The sequence below is a fragment of the Sphingopyxis sp. JAI128 genome, from assembly GCF_014207235.1.
In the GTDB taxonomy this organism is placed as follows: domain Bacteria; phylum Pseudomonadota; class Alphaproteobacteria; order Sphingomonadales; family Sphingomonadaceae; genus Sphingopyxis.
Map to the genome: position 1 here is coordinate 176,002 of NZ_JACHDA010000005.1, position 19,578 is coordinate 195,579.

Below are 19,578 nucleotides of genomic sequence, written 5' to 3' on the forward strand. Positions count from 1 at the left end.
TCTCCTGAACAGTTATTGATCATATCATTCATAGGAACAAAGGATGGAAATTACAAGGCAGCCGGATTCTTCCGATGAGGCGAAGATCTGAGCTGCGCGGACGTCGTCGGGCCATGAGAAAATTGAAAGGAAGCGTTGACCGCCTCCCCTCTTATCGCGCCGCGCAAGCTCAAGCTGACGGACGATAGCGGCATCGATTTTTGCGAAGCAGTTCGATTTTAAAGCCTTCAAACCTGGCGACGACTGCCAAAATTCGGCTTGAGTAACCGGGCACCGTCACGAAGCCGTTCGAGCTCGTCCGACCAGAATTGCATCATCGAAACGCGCTCATCCCAATATTCGCCGCGGGTATAGGCGCGCCGCACACCGTCGTTTTCCATGTGCGCAAGTTGCCGCTCGATGGCGTCGGGATTGAACCGGCCGCTCTCGTTGAGGAGCGTCGCCGCCATCGCCCGGAAGCCGTGCGCCGTCATTTCCTCCGGTCCGAAGCCGAGCGCGCGCAACGCGGCGTTCACCGTATTCTCCGACATCGGCCGGCGATCGGTCCGAAAAGATGGAAAGCAGTAGCGTCCGGTACCGGTCAGGTCCCAAAGCTCTTCGAACATCGCTACCACCTGTGCGGAAAGCGGTACCCGGTGCGCGCGCCGCATTTTCATTTTCTCCGATGGGATGTTCCAGACCGGCCGGTCGAAGTCAAACTCGCTCCATTCCGCTTGGCGCAGTTCGCCGGGGCGAACGAACAGGTGGGCCGAGAGCCGAAGTCCGAACAGGGTGATGGCGTGGCCGGTATAGCCTTCGATCGCACGCATCAGATCGCCGGCACGGCTCGCGGTGGTGATCGCCGCGAGATGCTTCGGCTTCGGAACGGTGAGTGCACCGCGCAGGTCGCTTGTGGGATCGCGCTCAGCGCGCGTCGTGGCGACAGCATAGCGGAACACCCGGCCCAGGACGCTGCGCATCCGGCGAGCGCTTTCATAGCGACCGGTTGCTTCGACCGCCCGAAGAACGACGAGCACCTCGTGGGCGGTGATCTTGGCGATCGGACGCGTACCGATCTTCGGATAGGCCTTATCGAGCAGCCAGCGGATCTTGCTCAGCGTGATTTCGGCCATGCCTTCGCGCTCATTCTTGGCGATCCATTCTACGGCAACCGATTTAAAGCTGTTGTCCTCTTCGACACGAGCCTTCGCGAGATCGACCTTCCGCTGATGCGATGGATCGACCCCAAGCGCCAGCAACCGCCGCGCCTCGTCGCGCTTTGCCCTCGCATCTGCGAGACCGAGGTCCGGCCACTGTCCGAGGGACTGCGTCTTCTGCTTGCCGAGCCAGCTGTAGTTCAGGCGCCAGAGCTTCGAACCGTTTGGCTTTACGAAGAGGTGCAGCCCGCCGCCGTCGAACAGCTTGTAGGGGCGCTCACGGGGTTTCGCACTCGCAATCGTCGTGGCAAAGAGCTTGCTCATAGGGGTATCGCCTTCTCAAAGAGGCGAAATCGATACCTATCAGGGTGCCTGATTTGTTCCCGATTGGTGCCGTATCCGCCCGGATTTGACCGGACGGCTATAGCACAAAAAATGGCTGAAATCTCCCGTTTTTCGGACGCTCTCGGACGCCCCCGGAAGAACAAATGGTGCCCAGAAGAAACTGCGTGTTCAAGTTTCACAGCATCTCAGGTTTTCTCACTGGCGCCACAAAATGCACCAGTTTGCGCGGCTCTACAGTCTCACGCCGTCTCCCGGCATCTCATGCCAGCCGGACATATTTGTTGGGTAAGTGTTGGGTAAAATCGGTCGCCCATATAGCGGGGCTTATATACGTGCTTGACCCAATCTGATTTACTTGCAATGAGAGTGCATGAGGGACGACGCCCCAAAGATGAAGCAATTCGAAACGCTGCGTGAGATTGTCGAGGCGTTCCCTAACGAGCAGGCTGCGACCAACTATTTTACGACGATCCGCTGGCGCAACGGCGCATTCTGCCCCCGCTGTGGCTCTATCAAAATCTATCATTTTTCCGACCGGCGCACCCACAAGTGCGGAGATTGCCGCACGCGTTTCAGCATCAAGGTCGGCACGATCTTTGAAGACAGCAAAATCCCGCTTCACGCTTGGATGGTCGCGGTCTGGCTCATCGCTTCGCACAAGAACGGTATCACGAGCACGTCGCTCGCCAAGGACCTTGGCGTCACGCAAAAGACTGCATGGTTCATGCTCCACCGCCTGCGCAATGCCGCCCGCACACACTCGTTCAAACGTCGCCTGACCCACAAGGAGTCGATCGCATGAATACGGAAAAGGAAGACTCAGTTTCCTTCGGCTTGGACTTTGAAGAAGCTATTGCGCGAATTGCGCAAACCGATCCTGACGAGGTGACAGCGCTTGTCGCATCTGATTTGCCAGAAGACACGATCGACACCTTGCTGAGTGCGTTCGAAGCCGCGGCTCAAGAAACCGAAACTGGCAATCAATTCTGGACAGCGCGGGAGCTGGCGCCACTGCTCGGATATGCAGATTACCGAAACTTCCTGTCGATTGTCGAAAAGGCAAAGGCAGCGTGCCGCCAGATGCGGCTTAATCCCGACGATCATTTCGTTGACGTCACCGATATGATCGAGATCGGAAAAGGCGGGAAGCGCGAAGTCGAGAACATCCACCTAGATCGCTACGCTTGTTACCTGATCGCCCAGAATGGTGATCCGCGGAAGCGCCCGATTAGCTTTGCCCAAAACTATTTTGCTATCCAGACTCGGCGCCAAGAGCTTGCCGACGAGGGCGATGTCGATTTTGGCACCCTCACCGAAAATCAGAAGCGTCTCTACCTTCGCAATCAGGTCGTCGAGCAGAACAAGCTTTTGGCCAGCGCGGCGATGAGCGCCGGCGTGCAAAACAGGGATTTTGGTAAGTTTCACAACAGGGGGTATCAGGGCCTTTACGGTGGTCGTGGCGTAGACGAAATCCGTTCTTACAAGCAGTTGCCACAAAAGGCGCAAATCCTCGATCACATGGGCAGCACAGAGCTTGCGGCCAATCTGTTCCGCATCACACAAACCGAAGAAAAGCTAAGGAGCAAAGGAATCCAGGGCAAAGAAGCCGCCTGCGATGCTCACTATGAGGTCGGGCAGAAAGTCCGCCAGACCATGCGCGAATTGAGCGGCATCCTGCCCGAAGATTTGCCGGTAGCGGAAGACGTAAAGAAGATCGCGGCGCAGGAACGCAAGCAACAGCGCCTTCGCGGCGCCACGCCAATCGAACGCGCCGCCCAGCTCCCCGCAAAGCCAGATGTGTCACAGCCTGTCGAAATCGACCTTCGGGCCGATCTCTGGAAATATGCGTTGTTGATCATGTCGGTGCGCCCAAATGGCGAAATCAGCACAACGGATTTGATCAACGAAATGCCGAATTACGTTAATCTGTCGGAAGAACACACGGCGGCCAATGCAAGCCGAAAGGACTCGAAGTTTTCCCAACTGGTTCGCAACCTGAAGTCCCACAAGACAGCGAAAACCAACCTGATTTATCAGGGATATGCTGAGGACATTCGCGGCGGGTTCAAAATCACACCCAAGGGAATGGCCTATGTAATGGAATATTTTACCCCAGGCCTGTAATTCCGATGGGATCAAACAGGTGCATTAGGCCCGATCTGGAAGCGGAACATCGCAGGCGCGTTCAGCGCAACACATTTGTTGGGTAAATGTTGGGTAAATTGGACCGCGGACCGGAATTGCTCGCCGCGTCTCACATAGGCGACGCCAAGCAAACGTGCACGCATGGGGGCGTCCGCAAGCGCAAATCGCAATCAAATTCCCTTGCAATTCATTGGCCTGTGGATGCACAGTCAGGAACCGAAAACGTGGCCATATGACCACCTGCCGAAAAGTGTTGGGTAAATTTCGGTGACACTCTCGCTAACCCTCTGAAAACAAAGGGTTTTTGGAGAAAATGGTGCCCAGAAGAGGACTCGAACCTCCACGACCTTGCGATCGCCAGCACCTGAAGCTGGTGCGTCTACCAATTCCGCCATCTGGGCACGGGGTAGGAGCGGGCGCTTAGCGGCGGGGCCATCGGCTTGTCAACCGCATCGCGCGGATCGAGGTGCATTTTATCGCAAAGCCACCGGTTTTGCGTCACGGGGCCGCCTCACCCCTTGCCCCCCTTCCCGCTTCGCGGCATGGGGAAGGCCGTCGGCGCGCCCCGCGCCATCCAGAGAATCGATACAGGCGGACGCAATGCAGAAACTCGACGGGCAATTGATCACGGTGCTGGGCGGCGGCGGCTTCCTTGGCCGCTATGTCGTCCAACGCCTGCTCGCACGCGGCGCGCGCGTTCGCGTCGCCCAGCGCGAGCCGCGCGCCGCGACCTTTCTGAAGCCGCTCGGCGGCCTCGGTCAGACGCAGTTCGTCGCATGCGACGTGCGCGATGCCGCGAGCGTGGCGCGCGCGGTGCAGGGCAGCGATGCCGTCATCAACCTCGTCGGCGCGTTCGCCGACATGCAGGCGGTGCAAGCCGACGGCGCGGGCCATGTCGCCGCCGCGGCGAAAATGGCCGGCGTGGGCGCGCTCGTCCATGTCTCGGCCATCGGCGCCGACCCTGAAAGCGCGTCGGCCTATGGCCGCAGCAAGGGCGACGGCGAGGCAGCGGTGCGCGCCGCCTTTGCCGATGCCGCGATCCTTCGCCCCTCGATCCTGTTCGGCCGCGAGGACCAGTTCATCAACCGCTTCGCAACGCTGATGCGCCTGTCGCCGGTCGTCCCGGTGATCGCGCCGAAGGCGAAATTCCAGCCAGCCTATGTCGGCGATGCCGCCGATGCCGTGATCGCCGCGCTCGCCGGCGATGCCGCCGGTAAGACCTTCGAGATCGGTGGACCGCAGGTGCTCACGATGAGCGAGCTTCTGCGCTGGATCGCCGACGCCACCGGCCGCTCGCCGCTCTTTGTCGATGTACCCGATTTTGTCGCTTCGGCGCTTGCGAGCGGCTTGGGCTGGGCGCCCGGCGCGCCGATCACCAAGGATCAGTGGCTGATGCTCCAGCACGACAATGTGGTCTCGGACCGCGCGGCGGGCCTTGCCGATCTCGGCATCACCCCGACGTCGCTCGCCTCGGTCGCCGACGGCTGGCTCGTCCAATATCGCCGTCACGGCCGTTTCGCCGCGCTTGCATCGCGATAATGAGCATCTGGCTCACCGCAATCATCCTCGGCATCGTCGAGGGCCTGACCGAGTTTTTGCCCGTTTCCTCGACGGGACACCTCATCCTTGCGACCGAGTTGCTCGGCTATGACGCCGCGCGCTGGGCGATCTTCAACATCGCGATCCAGCCCGGCGCGATCCTCGCGATCGTCGTGCTGTACCGGAAACTGTTCTGGGACATGTTCACCGGCTTCTTCCGCCGCGATCCGGTCGCGATCGCCTTCGTCCGCAACCTGCTGCTCGCCTTTTTCCCGGCCGTTATCCTTGGCCTGGCTTTCGGCGATTATATCGAGTTGCTCCTTGAAAATGCGGTGGTCGTCGCCTGGGCGCTGGTCATCGGGGGCTTTGCGATCCTGCTCGTCGAACGCTTTGCCAAGACGGTCGACGTCGGCGGCGTCGCCAATGTTTCGGCGCGCCAGTCGATCCTCGTCGGGCTTGTCCAGTGCATCGCGATGATCCCGGGGGTCAGCCGCTCGGGCGCGACCATTCTCGGCGCCATGTCGTTCGGGGTCGATCGCAAGACCGCCGCAGAATTCAGTTTCTTCCTTGCGCTCCCCACGCTGACCGGCGCGACCGCGCTCCAGTTGTTCAAGCATCGCGACGCGATCACCACCAACGACCTCGGCCTGATCGCGGTCGGTTCGCTCGTTTCGTTCGTTGTCGCCTGGGCAGTGATCAAGGCCTTCCTCGCCGTCGTGACGCGCTACGGCTTTGCCCCATTCGCTTGGTATCGAATCATCGCGGGCACCGCCGCCCTGATCTGGCTGGGCATGAGATAGGTCCGAAACGGCATCAATTGGTGAAAGATAATTGCGTAGTCCTGTTTTCGATAAAATTTGACATCAATTTAGGTTAGCAATATTGCCCTATTGGCCAATTCGCCCGTGACATGGCGTCGGCTCCCATGCAAATCCCCGCGTAACGAAGGGGATACTGCATGGCTTCCGAACGCATGCTCCAATTTGTGGAGCGTGACCAATCCTATCCGGACAAGCGCTCGCCCGAAGAGCGCGCGCGCGATTTTCGCGAGATCGCCGAGCGCTACGCGGCGCCGCAAGCCGACGCACAGGCGGCGCGCTGCTCGCAATGCGGCGTGCCCTATTGCTCGGTGCATTGCCCGCTCCACAACCATATTCCCGACTGGCTGCGCCTCACCGCCGAGGGGCGGCTGCGCGAGGCCTATGAACTGAGCAACGCGACCTCGACGATGCCCGAGATCTGCGGTCGCATCTGCCCGCAGGATCGCCTTTGCGAAGGCAATTGCGTGATCGAATTTTCGGGTCATGGCGCGGTGACCATCGGCAGCGTCGAGAAATATATCACCGACACCGCCTGGGCCGAAGGCTGGGTCGAGCCGTTGCACGCCGGCCCTGCCACCGGCCAGTCGGTCGGCGTGATCGGCGCGGGCCCGGCGGGGCTGACCGCGGCCGAATATCTGCGCGTCCAGGGGCATGAGGTCCATGTCTATGACCGGCACGACCGCGCGGGCGGCCTCCTCACCTATGGCATTCCCGGCTTCAAGCTGGAAAAGGACGTCGTGATGCGCCGCATCGAGCGACTGACCCAAGGCGGCATCCATTTCCATCTCGGCTTCGCGGTCGGCAAAGACGCGACGCTCGACGAACTGCGCCAGAAGCATGACGCGATCCTGATCGCGACCGGCGTGTACAAGGCGCGCGAGATCGCGGTCCCCGGCAATAGCGCCGACGGCGTGATCGCCGCGCTCGACTATCTGATCGCATCGAACCGCAAGAGCTTCGGCGACGAGGTTCCGGCGTTCGACGACGGGCGCCTCGACGCCAAGGGCAAGCATGTCGTCGTGATCGGCGGCGGCGACACCGCGATGGACTGCGTTCGCACCGCCGTCCGTCAGGGTGCCAAGTCGGTGAAATGCCTCTATCGCCGCGACCGCGAAAATATGCCGGGGTCGCAGCGCGAGGTCGCCAACGCCGAAGAGGAAGGCGTCGAGTTCGTCTGGCTCTCCGCGCCCGAGAGCTTCACCGCCGACAAGCATGTGAAAGAGGTCGCGGTTGCCGGCATGCGCCTCGGCGCGCCCGACGCGAGCGGCCGCCGGAGTCCCGAGGTCGACCCCGGCCGCAAGTTCGACGTTCCCGCCGACATGGTGATCAAGGCGCTCGGCTTCGATCCCGAGGAACTGCCGCAGCTGTTCGGCTCGCCCGACCTGTCGGTCACGCGCTGGGGGACCCTGCGCGTCGATCACCAGACGATGATGACCAGCCTGCCCGGCGTTTTCGCCGCGGGCGACATCGTCCGCGGCGCCAGTCTCGTCGTCTGGGGAATCCGCGACGGCCGCGACGTCAGCGAACAGATGGCAAAGTGGTTGAAGGCGAAGGCGAAAGGCGAAAAGAAGGCAGCATGACCAACAGGGGAAGGAAATTCATGATGTCGACGTTCAAATCGGTCCTGCTCGCCGGAACGATCGCGATGGCGCCGCTGGGCATCGAGGCGCATGCCGCGCCGGGCGAGGCGCCGATTGCCGAGGTCATCCTCCCGCCGGCGGCCGAAGAAGCGCAGGCCGACGGCGCCAGCGAAGCCTATGCCGCCCAGCAAAAGGCCAAGATGGAACGCGAGATGGACGAGGCCATCGCGCTGATCGAAAAGATGTTCGATACGGGCGACCTGCCGCCGGTCGATCCCGCGCGCCTTGCCCTCGCCCAGAAAGCGATGGGCGCATTAGTGCCCAGCGGCAGCCTCGAGCGGATGATGGACAACCTCTACGGCAAGATGTTCAAGACGCTGATGGGCGAGTTCGGCGGCCAATCGGACATGATGCTGTCGATCAAGACCGGCGTCGAAAGCGACCAGATCGCAACGCTGGACGAGGCGACCAAGGCCAAGGTTTCCGACATGTTCGACCCGTACCGGAAGGAACGCGAGGAACAGATCACCAAGGTCGTCAAGCCGCTGATCAGCGAAGTGCTGGCCGATATGGAACCGCCGATGCGCGAAGGGCTGGCCAAGGCATATGCGCGCAAGTTCACCGAAGCGCAGCTCACCGATCTCAACGGCTTTCTCGCGACGCCAACCGGCACGCTCTACGCCAACGAATGGATGGCGCTGCAGGCCGACCCCGAAGTGATGCTGTCGATCATCAAGGCGGTTCCGCCGCTGATCACCAAATTCGTCGACCGCGCGCCGCAGATCGAAAAGGACATGAAGGAGCTGCCGAAGGAAAAACAGCTTTCGGATTTCAGCGACAAGGAACTGGCCCAGCTCGCGAAGTTGATGAAGGTCGATGCGAAGGTGCTGCAAGAACAGCGCGACATGTGGAACGGCCCCGTCGAGGAGGAGGCGATGACCGACGTGGCCGAGGCCGCCGACGATTATGCCGTCGATGCCGCGGCGGACGCCGCGGACGCTGCGGCAGCGGCCGCCGATGCCGCAGCCGACTCGGCCGATCCCGCCTATGACCGCAGCAACTGGTCGGCCGCCGACCTGAAGCGCGTCGAAGATCTCGAACTCGCTTATGAGAACGCGTCGATCGCCGCCTATCAGGCAGCCGAAGAAGCGGCCGAGAATGCGCGCAAGAAGCTGCCCGACTAACACTCCGTCAGGAACTACGATGATGACCCACTACCCCACCCCCGATCACGCGCGGCTCGCAGCCGAAGGCATGTATCGCCCCGACCTCGAGTCCGACGCCTGCGGCGTCGGCATGGTCGCGGCGACCGACGGCAAGCCGTCGCGCCGCGTCGTCGAGGCGGCGATCGAGGCGCTGCGTGCCGTGTGGCACCGCGGCGCGGTCGACGCCGACGGCAAGACCGGAGACGGGGCGGGTATCCATGTCGACCTGCCCGTCCGCTTCTTCGACGATGCGATTGCGGCGTCGGGGCACAAGGTGCGCCCGAACCGCCTTGCCGTCGGCATGGTCTTCCTGCCGCGCACCGATCTGGGCGCGCAGGAGGAATGCCGCACGATCGTCGAGGCGGAGATCATCGAGGCGGGCTTCACCATCTATGGTTGGCGCCAGGTGCCGGTCGATGTGTCGGTGATCGGCGACAAGGCGCAGCGCACGCGGCCCGAGATCGAGCAGATCATGATCGCGGGGCCGATGCCCGACGAACAGTCGATCGACGAGTTCGAAAAGCAGCTCTACCTCGTCCGCCGCCGCATCGAGAAGAAAGTGATCGCGGCGCAGGTCGCCGACTTTTATATCTGCAGCCTGTCGGCGCGCTCGATCATCTACAAGGGACTGTTCCTCGCCGAAAGCCTGGCCGACTTTTACCCCGATCTTACGAACAAGCTGTTCGAGAGCCGCGTCGCGATTTTCCACCAGCGCTATTCGACGAACACCTTCCCGCAATGGTGGCTTGCCCAGCCGTTCCGGACGCTCGCGCACAATGGCGAGATCAACACGATCCGCGGCAACAAGAATTGGATGAAGAGCCACGAGATCAAGATGGCGAGCCTCGCCTTCGGCGAGCATTCGGAAGACATCAAGCCGGTGATCCCTGCGGGCGCGTCCGACACCGCCGCGCTCGACGCGGTGTTCGAGGCGCTGTGCCGCGCCGGCCGCGACGCGCCGACGGCAAAGCTGATCCTCGTCCCCGAAGCGTGGGTGACGAACGACGATATGCCCCAGGCGCACAAGGCGATGTATAATTATCTCGCCAGCGTGATGGAACCGTGGGACGGCCCCGCCGCGCTCGCGATGACCGACGGCCGCTGGGCGGTCGCGGGGATGGACCGCAACGCTCTGCGTCCGCTGCGCTACACGCTGACCGCCGACAATCTGCTCGTCGTCGGCTCCGAAAGCGGCATGGTGCTGCTGCCCGAGGCCAGCGTGCGCAAGAAGGGCCGTCTCGGCCCCGGCCAGATGATCGCGGTCGACCTCGACGGCGGGACGCTCTACGAAGACCGCGCGATCAAGGACAAGATCGCGGGCGCAGCCGATTATGCCTCGCGCGTCAAGGGCTTCCGCACGATGGCCGACCTGCCGAAGGGCGGCAAATCGAACCTGCCGGCGTTCGACCGCAACGAATTGCTCCGCCGCCAGGTCGCCGCCGGCCTCACCATGGAAGATATGGAGTTGATCCTGTCCCCGATGGTCGAGGATGCGAAGGAAGCGATCGGGTCGATGGGCGACGACACGCCGCTCGCGGTCATTTCCGACAAGCCGCGCCACGTCGCGCAATTCTTCCGCCAGAATTTCAGCCAGGTCACCAACCCGCCGATCGACTCGTTGCGCGAACGGCATGTGATGAGCCTCAAGACGCGCTTCGCGAACCTCGCCAATATCCTCGACGAAAAGGGGCAGAGCGACCACGTCCTCGTGATCGATTCGCCTGTGCTCGTCGGCGACGACTGGGATCGGCTGCGCGCCTATTTCGGCGATGCGGTCGCCGATATCGACTGCACCTTCCCCGTCGGCGGCGATGCATCGACGCTGCGCGATGCGATCGCGCGTGTCCGCCGCGAGGCCGAGGAGGCCGTACGCGCCGGACGCAGCGAATTGTTCCTCACCGACCAGAATATCGGCGAAGGCCGCGTCGGCATGGCGATGGTGCTCGCCGCCGCCGCGGTCCACACGCATCTCGTGCGCAAGGGACTGCGCAGCTACGCTTCGATCAACGTGCGGTCGGCCGAGGTGCTCGACACCCACGCCTTTGCCGTGCTGATCGGCGTCGGCGCGACGACGGTCCATGCCTATCTTTCCGAAGCCGCGATCGCCGATCGGCATGCGCGCGGATTGTTCGGCAACGACCTGTCGCTCGACGATTGCCGCCAGCGTTTCCGCAAGGCGATCGACGATGGCCTGCTCAAGATCCTTGCCAAGATGGGGATCGCGGTGATCTCCTCCTATCGCGGCGGCTATAATTTCGAGGCGGTCGGGCTGAGCCGTGCGCTCGTCAACGACCTCTTCCCCGGCATGCCGGCCAAGATTTCGGGCGAGGGCTATCAGTCGCTGTTCATCAATGCGACCGAGAAGCATGAGGCGGCGTTCGACGCGCGCGTCACCACCCTGCCCATCGGCGGTTTCTATCGCCAGCGCGCGGGGGGCGAAACCCATGCCTATTCGGCGCAGCTGATGCACCTTTTGCAGACCGCGGTCGCGACCGACAGCTATTCGACCTATCTGCAATTCTCGCGCGGGGTCGCCGACCTGCCGCCGGTGTATCTGCGCGACCTGGTCGAGTTCAACTATCCCGCGCAAGGCGTGCCGCTCGACAGCGTCGAGGCGATCACCGAGATCCGCAAGCGCTTCGTCACGCCGGGCATGTCGCTGGGTGCGCTCTCTCCCGAAGCGCATGAAACGCTGGCGATCGCGATGAACCGCATCGGCGCCAAGGCGGTGTCGGGCGAAGGCGGCGAAGCGAGCGAACGCTACAAGCCCTATGCCAATGGCGACAATGCCAACAGCAACATCAAGCAGATCGCATCGGGCCGCTTCGGCGTCACCGCCGAATATCTGGGCGCGTGCGACGAGATCGAGATCAAGGTCGCACAGGGTGCCAAACCCGGCGAGGGCGGCCAGCTTCCGGGCTTCAAGGTCACCGAGTTCATCGCGCGGCTGCGCCATGCGACGCCGGGGGTGACGCTGATCAGCCCGCCGCCGCACCACGACATTTATTCGATCGAGGATCTGGCGCAGCTCATCTACGACCTCAAGCAGATCAACCCGAAGGCGCGCGTCTGCGTCAAGCTCGTGAGTTCCGCAGGCATCGGCACCGTCGCGGCGGGGGTCGCGAAGGCCCATGCCGACGTCATCCTCGTCGCGGGCAACACCGGCGGCACCGGCGCTTCGCCCCAGACGAGCGTCAAATATGCCGGCACGCCGTGGGAAATGGGGCTTAGCGAAGTCAATCAGGTCCTTACCCTCAATGGCCTCCGCCACCGCATCCGCCTGCGCACCGACGGCGGGCTCAAGACCGGGCGCGACATTGTGATCGCCGCCATCCTCGGCGCCGAGGAATATGGCATCGGAACGTTGAGCCTCGTCGCGATGGGCTGCATCATGGTGCGCCAGTGCCACAGCAACACCTGCCCCGTCGGCGTGTGCACGCAGGACGAAAAACTGCGCCAGAAATTCACGGGCTCGCCCGAGAAGGTCATCAACCTGATGACCTTCATCGCCGAGGAAGTGCGCGAAATCCTCGCCAAGCTCGGATACCGCAGCCTCGACGAGGTGATCGGACGCACCGAGCTTCTGCGTCAGGTCAGCCGCGGCGCCGAACATCTCGACGACCTCGACCTCAATCCGATCCTCGCCAAGGTCGACGCCCCCGACGATCAGCGCCGATCGCAGGGGCCGAGCTTCCGCAACCCGGTGCCCGATAGCCTCGACGCGCAGATTTTGAACGACGCGAAGCCGTTGTTCGAGCGCGGCGAGCGGATGCAGCTCACCTATAATGTCCGCAACACGCACCGCGCCGTCGGCACACGCCTGTCGGCCGAGGTCACCGCGCGCTTCGGCATGAAAGGCCTTTCCGACAACCATGTGCAGGTGCGCCTGCGCGGCACCGCCGGCCAGTCGCTCGGCGCCTTCCTGTGCCAGGGCATCACGCTCGAAGTGTTCGGCGACGCCAACGACTATGTCGGCAAGGGCCTGTCGGGTGGCCGCATTATCGTGCGCCCCACCGTGTCGAGCCCGCTCGTCAGCCAGCACAACAGCATCGTCGGCAACACCGTCCTTTACGGCGCGACCGCGGGCACCTTGCTCGCGGCGGGTCAGGCGGGCGAGCGCTTCGCTGTCCGCAACTCGGGCGCGAATGTCGTCGTCGAAGGCTGCGGCGCCAACGGCTGCGAATATATGACCGGCGGCACCGCGGTGATCCTCGGTCCCGTCGGCTCGAACTTCGGCGCCGGCATGACCGGCGGCATGGCGTTCGTGCTCGACACCGACGAATTGTTCGAGCGCCGCGCCAACGGCGAATCGATCGTGTGGCAGCGGCTCGCGAGCAGCCATTGGGAAGCCGTGCTCAGGGACCTGATTGAAGACCATGCCAAAGCGACCGGCAGCAAATGGTCGGCCGAAGTGCTCGCCGACTGGGACCGCTGGCGCGGCCGTTTCTGGCAGATATGTCCGAAGGAAATGCTGAGCCGCCTGACGCATTCGCTGAACGAGGAAGAGGCCGAGGTCGTCGCGGCCGAATGACCCGCCGTGGCGGCGATGCGTTTCGTCGCATCGTCGCCGCACGTTCAGCGCAGCGAAAGCGTTGCTTCGCTAGGGAGCCGCATCGATTTCCGCATCCGGAAAGGCTGAAGTCATGCGCTCGACCGCAAAATTGTCCTTGATTGCCCTCCCCCTGTTCGCGCTTGCCGCGCCCGCATCCGCGAGCGAGATGCGGGGCGCGGTCGCGACGCTTAACGATCCGGTCGCGCAGGAACGGATGGCCGAGACGATCACCGCGATGGTCGGCGCGCTGATGCAGATGCAGGTCGGCCCGCTCGCGAAGGCGGTGGCACAGATCGATCCGGACTCCGACGCCGCCTATATCCCGCCCGACGCGACGCTCGGCGAAGTCACCGGCAGCGACCCCTATTATGCCGAGCGCATGGGCGACGATGTCCGCGCCACCACGCGCATGGCGGGCCACGCGGCATCGGCGATCGCCGCTTACGCTCCGGTCCTCAAGGACATGGCGCGCGACCTTGCCGCGCAATGGGAAAGGGAGCGCGCGGAGTCGCGCCGCTGACGCCTAATCGACAATCGGCTGCATTCCGCGCGCCATAGCCGTTGCGCGCGGCGCCCCGCTGCCGCTATGCCAGACGCATGTGGCAACTCTATCAATTCCCGCTCTGTCCCTTCTCGCGCAAGGTTCGCCTCCTGTTGGGCGAAAAGGGTGTCGGTTACGAATTGGTGCGCGAATCGCCGTGGGAGCGCCGCGACGAATTCATCGACCTCAATCCGGCCGGGCGCACCCCGGTGATGGTCGATCAGGCGCGCGGCCAGGTTCTGATCGACAGCATGGCCATCGCCGAATATTTCGAGGAAACCGTCGAAGGCAAGGCGATGATCAACGGCACCGCGGCGAACCGCGCCGAAATCCGCCGGCTGACATCGTGGTTCGATCACGACTTCTATTATGAAGTCACCGGCCCCCTGCTGTTCGAACGCATGCAGAAGCGCATCGTCCACCGCCAGCCGCCCGACGGCGGCGCGCTGCGTGAGGCGATGAAAGCGGCAAACAACCATCTCGACTATGTCGACTATCTCATCGACCACCGCACCTGGCTCGCCGGCGCGACGATGAGCCTCGCCGACCTGACCGCCGCGGCGCATATCTCGGTCGCCGACTATCTGGGCGGGATCGACTGGACCGGGCACGAGCAGACCAAGGGCTGGTATTCGGGCCTCAAATCGCGCCCCAGCTTCCGCCCGCTGCTGGCCGAACGGATGGAAATCGTGACGCCGCCCAAATATTATGAGGATGTGGATTTCTGAGGCGACGGAGAAATAAGTGCTCCCCGGCGAAAGCCGGGGTCCACACGATGCAGTGCCGCGCAACCTGGACTCCGGCTTTCGCCGGGGAGCACCAACTGGCACTCAGCAACTCCGATATTTCCAGTTCCGATCCTTACCCTCGGCAACCTGCGCGACGATCGTTTCGATGCGTTTGACGCGCGTTTCCTCGCGCTTCGCCTCGAGCACCCATTCGATATAGTCGCGGCGCTTGCCGGGCGAGAAGGCGTCCCAATGGCCTTGCGCTGCGGGATTGGCCTTGAGCGCGGCGCCCAGATCGCCCGGCAGATCGAGCGCCGCCTTTGGTTTCGGTGTCGCGCGCTTGGGCTTGCCTTCCGCGCACAGCGCCGCAGCCTTCGCGATATAATCCGCCATCTGCTTGTCCGACGGCAGGTCGGCGAGCGAGGCCAGCCGCCCCATGCTGCCCATCGCGCCGGTGTCGCGCGGCGAGCCTGTCACCTCCTCGTCGCGCCAGAAGCCAAAGGTCGCATGTTCCTTGAACGCCGCCATGCCAGCAAGATTTTGCCCGTTCAGCACGAAATGCGGGACACCCCATTTCAGCGTTTCTTCGGCGCCCGGCGCATATTCATGCACCAGTTCGCGCAAATGGGTCAGGATCGGCTGCGCGAAGGGCCGCCGCTTCGCGATATAGGCGTCGACGCGCGGATCGCGGGTCAGGCCGGCCACCGCGCAGCGACCAGATAGTTCAGCGCCTCGCTGCCGCCGAGCTTGAAGCCCTTGGCCGCCGATGGCGACAGGCCAGTGCGGTCGATGACCTCCAGCCCCGCTCCCTCGAGCAGCTTCGTCAGCTCCTCGGGCTTCAGGAACTGATCCCAGTCGTGCGTCCCGCGCGGCACCGCGCCAAAGCGCTCGGCCGCCTCGACGAGCAGCAGCTTCGACAGCATCGTCCGGTTGGGTGTCGACAATATCATCAGCCCGCCGAGCGCGAGCCGGCCGGCGAGTTCGCCGATGAAGGCGGCCGGATCGGCGACATGCTCGACCACTTCCATCGAGGTGACGAGGTCGAAAGTCGCAGGCGGCAACGCGGACAGTTCACCCGCGAAATAGGTGATCGCAAGCCCCTGCCCCGCCGCGTGATCACGAGCGGCAGCAATATTTTCGGGCGCTGCATCGACGCCGGTGACCTTCGCGCCCATTCGCGCGAGCGGTTCGGCGAGCAGCCCCGCGCCACAGCCGACATCAAGCGCGCTGCGACCGGCAAGCGCATGGCGCTCGCGCGCGTCGACCTGCCAATGCGCGTCGATCTGATCGCGGATATAGGCAAGCCGCACCGGATTGAGCTTGTGCAGCATCGCCGACGAGCCGTGCGGATCCCACCAGTCGGCGGCGAGTGCGCCGAAATGGGCGGCTTCGTGCGGGTTGATCGTGGCGGCACTCATGCCCTGCGATGTGGCACCGTGCCTCGCGCCATGCAAGAAATTCTATCCGGCGCATACGATGCCGGTCTTGCCATCGCCCTCCCCCTTCCGTAACGACGCGAGCGCCGCGGAAATGCTTGGAAAAGTTGCGGCGGAAACCAGATCGGGAAAGCGGGGCGACATGGCGCGGATCGTGATGAAATTCGGGGGCACGTCGATGGCGGGCACCGAGCGGATTCGCACCGTGGCGAAACTCGTCGCGCGCGAAGTGGCACAGGGCAACGAAGTCGCGGTCGTCGTCTCCGCGATGGCGGGAGAAACCGACCGGCTCGTGAACTTCTGCCGCGAGGCGAACCCGCGCTACGACCCCGCCGAATATGACGTCGTCGTCGCTGCGGGCGAACAGGTCACCTCGGGCCTTCTTGCCCTCACCCTGCAGGCGATGGGCGTCCCCGCGCGCAGCTGGCTCGGCTGGCAGCTCCCGATCCGTACCGAGGAGGCACATGCCCGCGCGCGCATCCTCGACATCGACACCGGCGCGCTGACCGCCGCGATGGGACACGGCGAGGTCGCGGTCATCCCCGGCTTTCAGGGCATGATGGACGATGGCCGCGTCGCGACGCTCGGCCGTGGCGGCTCGGACACCAGCGCGGTTGCCGTGGCGGCGGCGGTGAAAGCCGACCGCTGCGACATCTACACCGACGTCGACGGCGTCTACACCACCGACCCGCGCATCGTCGCGCGCGCGCGCAAGCTCGACTATGTCACCTATGAGGAAATGCTCGAACTCGCGAGCGTCGGGGCCAAGGTGCTCCAGACGCGCTCGGTCGGGCTGGCGATGAAGATGGGCGTGCGCGTGCAAGTGCTCTCAAGCTTCGTCGAGGGCGACGAGGCGCCCGCCAAAGGCACGATGATCGTCAGCGACGAGGAAATAGAGGAACATCAGATGGAACGGCAGCTGATCACCGGCATCGCCCACGACAAGAATGAAGCGAAGATCATCGTCACGCGCGTGCCCGACAAGCCGGGCGCGGTCGCCAACATCTTCGGTCCGCTCGCCGCGGCGGGGATCAACGTCGATATGATCATCCAGAATGTCGGCCGCGAAAAGGGCGAGACCGACGTGACCTTCACCGTGCCGGGCACCGACCTGCTCCGCTCGATCGACCTGCTCGAAGGCGCGAAGGACAAGATCGGCTTCAACCGCATCATCAGCGACGACAAGGTCGCGAAGGTCAGCGTCGTCGGGGTCGGTATGAAGAGCCACGCGGGGGTCGCGAGCACGATGTTCCGCGCGCTGGCCGATCGCGGCATCAACATCCAGGCGATCTCGACCAGCGAGATCAAGGTCAGCGTGCTGATCGACGAGGACGAGACCGAACTCGCGGTGCGCGTCCTCCACACCGCGTACGGACTCGACGCCGAGTAATCACTCCGCTGCGAACGGTTGCAGCGTGCCGCCCGCGCGGCGGCGCAGTCGCGCCCGCGTGATGACATGCACGACCGCGAGGTGGATCGCGAACAGGCCGAATTTCGACGCGAGCGGAAAGATGCCGACGAACAGCGGCCACCATGCGGTGAAGAACAGCGCAATCACGAGGTTCAGCGCCGCGCTCGCGAACATCAGCGCCGCCCAGATCATCCCGAAGCGGTCCATGACGTCGCCGACGATCGCGAGCTGTTCGGGCGGGATATATCGATTGAGCCACCCCTTGCGCAGCATCACGCTGCCGACGATCAGATAGACGATCGTCGGCTTCGCCATCACGAAGCGCGGGTCGCCGGTGAACAGCGTCGCTGCGGCTGTAAAGAGCACCGAGGCAAGGCTGATCCATTGCAGTGCCGCGACCTTCTTGCCGCGTGCAAGCTCGTAACCGACGACGCCGAGCGCCACTACGGTGCCCGCGATCGTCGCTGGGACGATCCCTGCCCCGGCAACGAGCAGCACCGCGAAAACGAGCACGCCGAGCGAATCGAACAGCATCGGTCCGATGGCATAGAGCAAGGTTTTCATCCGCAGCTCCTTTCCGACTCAATGTTATCGACGTAAACATTGATCGCGAACACGAACGGGGTCAAGCAAAAATTGACGCTGTTAACATCAAGTGCTGCGAAGCGCGATTGTGGCGCGATCAGCTGCGCAGCCGGACCTTTGCCGTCACCGACAGGCCGGGGCGCAGTTCCGCGAGTGCCGCCTGCCCCGCATCGAGCCGTATCCGTACCCCGACGCGCTGAACGATCTTGGTGAAATTGTCCGATCCGGGCTCGAACGGCAGCAGGGTGAATTTGCTTCCCGATCCCGGCGCGAGGCTTTCGACCGAGCCGCGCAGCGTGTCGCCGAGCGCGTCGACATAGACGTCGGCCCGCTGTCCCGGGCGCAGCGCCCGCGTCTGCGTTTCCTTGGAATTGGCAACGACATAGATCGACTTCGCCGGCACCACCGACAGCAGGCGCGACCCTGCTCGGCGCCAAGCGAGGCGAGCCTCGCGCACGTCGATGCGCGCGAGCGGATCGCCTGCCCTGATCGCCCGATTGTCCTTGACCAGCATCGCGGTGACGATCCCGCCGACGCGCGGCACGACCTCGCTCGCGTCGGCCTGCAGATAGGCGTTGTCGCCAGCGCTGCTGTGAATCCCGGATCAAGTCCGGGATGACGAATGTCTGGAATCCACCCCAAAGCCGACGCCTGCAAAAAGGCCTTTCCTACATTATCCGGCTGTGCCAGCCTTTGTCCCGACTCCGTCTCTATATCGGCAAAAACACCCGTTTGCCGGTTATGGACGCGCGCACGAACCGGGCGCGGCATGTCCGCCGAGTGCGACCAATCGGCGTCTGCACAAGGCTGACCTTTCCTGACCTTTGGAGTGACGACGCCCGACCCAGCCCGCGACTGACGATGACGGCACCGTCCGCTCCACCCCCATGCGGACGCGTCTTCAGGCCGGGCCCTTACCGCGCACCGAACCGCCAGCGGAGCAGCGGGCGCGCGAGGAAGAGGCCGGCGAGGAAACCGCCGACATGCGCCCAGATCGCCACCGCCCCGAAGCCGCCTCCGCCCGCAAAGCCGAGCAGCAGTTGGAGCCCGATCCACGCCGCAGCGAGCCACAGCGCGCGCACCCAATGGCCGGGGATCGGTCCGATAGCGGGAGCACGCGAGCGGCTGAAGATCAGCGCAAAAACAGCGATCAGCGCCGAGATCGCGCCGCTCGCGCCGATCATCGACACCGCCGAGGCTGGATCGGCGAGATATTGGGCGAGCGCGCCGCCATAGGCGCCGGCGAGCAACAGCACAGCCATCGCCTTCGCGCCCAGCGGCGCCTCCAACTGGCGGCCGACAAAGAGCAGGACGACCATGTTGAAGGCGATGTGCATCACCCCGCCGTGCAGGAAGGCCGACGACAGGGGGGTCAGCAGGAAAGGGACCATTGCGCCGGGTGGCAGGATCAGGTCCTGTCCGACACGCGCGGGAACGAAGCCCGCGCGCACGATCGCCTCGACCTGGAATCCGGTGATCGACAGGAGGATGAACAGCACGACGCAGGCGAGAGCATAGCCCGTGACCAGCGGCGCGTCCTGCGGCTTCATCGTC

Annotated in this window: 16 protein-coding genes and 1 tRNA gene; 10 read left to right on the forward strand and 7 right to left on the reverse strand. The window is 63.7% G+C overall.

Going from position 1 to position 19,578, the window contains the following annotated elements; genetic code table 11:
- Window positions 1–227: 227 nt before the first annotated feature.
- Window positions 228–1,460: a phage integrase central domain-containing protein gene (locus HDC35_RS13695; protein WP_184647714.1), complete on the reverse strand. Its 1,233-nt coding sequence runs from the start codon at window positions 1,458–1,460 to the stop codon at window positions 228–230.
- A gap of 391 nt (window positions 1,461–1,851) precedes the next feature.
- On the opposite strand from HDC35_RS13695, the gene HDC35_RS13700 reads away from it, so the two are divergent.
- Together HDC35_RS13700 and dinD are read left to right on the forward strand one after the other, a co-directional pair.
- Complete coding sequence (locus HDC35_RS13700; protein WP_184647716.1) at window positions 1,852–2,283, forward strand: transposase; 432 nt, start codon at window positions 1,852–1,854, stop codon at window positions 2,281–2,283.
- On the forward strand, window positions 2,280–3,605 hold the full coding sequence (gene dinD / locus HDC35_RS13705) for a DNA damage-inducible protein D (RefSeq protein ID WP_184647718.1): 1,326 nt from the start codon (window positions 2,280–2,282) through the stop codon (window positions 3,603–3,605). The genes HDC35_RS13700 and dinD overlap by 4 nt, the downstream gene beginning before the upstream one ends.
- Window positions 3,606–3,940: 335 nt before the next feature.
- On the opposite strand, the gene HDC35_RS13710 is transcribed toward dinD, so the two are convergent.
- Window positions 3,941–4,027, reverse strand: a tRNA-Leu gene (locus HDC35_RS13710).
- 199 nt (window positions 4,028–4,226) lie between these two features.
- Between HDC35_RS13710 and HDC35_RS13715 the strand changes: the two genes are divergently transcribed.
- From HDC35_RS13715 to HDC35_RS13745, 7 genes are all read left to right on the forward strand, one after another.
- A complete protein-coding gene (locus HDC35_RS13715; RefSeq protein ID WP_184647720.1) occupies window positions 4,227–5,165 on the forward strand; it encodes a complex I NDUFA9 subunit family protein in 939 nt (312 codons plus the stop codon).
- Entirely contained in the window at window positions 5,165–5,965 is an 801-nt protein-coding gene (locus tag HDC35_RS13720) for an undecaprenyl-diphosphate phosphatase (RefSeq protein WP_184647722.1), read from the forward strand. Before HDC35_RS13715 ends, HDC35_RS13720 begins: the two co-directional genes overlap by 1 nt.
- 158 nt (window positions 5,966–6,123) lie before the next feature.
- The gene (locus HDC35_RS13725) at window positions 6,124–7,566 is read left to right on the forward strand and encodes an NAD(P)-dependent oxidoreductase (RefSeq protein ID WP_184647724.1); all 1,443 of its coding nucleotides are present in this window, start codon (window positions 6,124–6,126) and stop codon (window positions 7,564–7,566) included.
- Window positions 7,567–7,586: 20 nt separating this feature from the next.
- Window positions 7,587–8,750: a DUF2059 domain-containing protein gene (locus tag HDC35_RS13730; protein ID WP_184647726.1), complete on the forward strand. Its 1,164-nt coding sequence runs from the start codon at window positions 7,587–7,589 to the stop codon at window positions 8,748–8,750.
- Window positions 8,751–8,769: 19 nt separating this feature from the next.
- Complete coding sequence (gene gltB, locus HDC35_RS13735) at window positions 8,770–13,302, forward strand: glutamate synthase large subunit (protein WP_184647728.1); 4,533 nt, start codon at window positions 8,770–8,772, stop codon at window positions 13,300–13,302.
- A 112-nt stretch (window positions 13,303–13,414) separates the two neighbouring features.
- Window positions 13,415–13,843, forward strand: a complete 429-nt coding sequence (locus HDC35_RS13740; protein ID WP_184647730.1) for a hypothetical protein — start codon at window positions 13,415–13,417, stop codon at window positions 13,841–13,843.
- A 77-nt stretch (window positions 13,844–13,920) separates the two neighbouring features.
- Window positions 13,921–14,592 (forward strand): glutathione S-transferase family protein, encoded by a 672-nt coding sequence (locus tag HDC35_RS13745; protein WP_058804199.1) that lies wholly within the window; start codon window positions 13,921–13,923, stop codon window positions 14,590–14,592.
- Window positions 14,593–14,694: 102 nt separating this feature from the next.
- Here HDC35_RS13745 and HDC35_RS13750 read toward each other — a convergent pair whose 3' ends face one another.
- Together HDC35_RS13750 and ubiG are read right to left on the reverse strand one after the other, a co-directional pair.
- Complete coding sequence (locus HDC35_RS13750; RefSeq protein WP_311770775.1) at window positions 14,695–15,297, reverse strand: YdeI/OmpD-associated family protein; 603 nt, start codon at window positions 15,295–15,297, stop codon at window positions 14,695–14,697.
- Window positions 15,285–16,010, reverse strand: a complete 726-nt coding sequence (gene ubiG, locus HDC35_RS13755; RefSeq protein ID WP_184647732.1) for a bifunctional 2-polyprenyl-6-hydroxyphenol methylase/3-demethylubiquinol 3-O-methyltransferase UbiG — start codon at window positions 16,008–16,010, stop codon at window positions 15,285–15,287. Before ubiG ends, HDC35_RS13750 begins: the two co-directional genes overlap by 13 nt.
- Window positions 16,011–16,170: 160 nt before the next feature.
- Here ubiG and HDC35_RS13760 point away from each other — a divergent pair, with 160 nt between their 5' ends.
- Window positions 16,171–17,418, forward strand: a complete 1,248-nt coding sequence (locus HDC35_RS13760; RefSeq protein WP_184647734.1) for an aspartate kinase — start codon at window positions 16,171–16,173, stop codon at window positions 17,416–17,418.
- On the opposite strand, the gene HDC35_RS13765 is transcribed toward HDC35_RS13760, so the two are convergent.
- From HDC35_RS13765 to HDC35_RS13775, 3 genes are all read right to left on the reverse strand, one after another.
- On the reverse strand, window positions 17,419–18,003 hold the full coding sequence (locus HDC35_RS13765) for an inner membrane-spanning protein YciB (RefSeq protein ID WP_184647736.1): 585 nt from the start codon (window positions 18,001–18,003) through the stop codon (window positions 17,419–17,421).
- A gap of 118 nt (window positions 18,004–18,121) precedes the next feature.
- A complete protein-coding gene (locus HDC35_RS13770) occupies window positions 18,122–18,568 on the reverse strand; it encodes an HlyD family efflux transporter periplasmic adaptor subunit (protein ID WP_221438257.1) in 447 nt (148 codons plus the stop codon).
- Between the two features lie 370 nt (window positions 18,569–18,938).
- Entirely contained in the window at window positions 18,939–19,574 is a 636-nt protein-coding gene (locus tag HDC35_RS13775; RefSeq protein WP_184647738.1) for a rhomboid family intramembrane serine protease, read from the reverse strand.
- Window positions 19,575–19,578 lie beyond the last annotated feature (4 nt).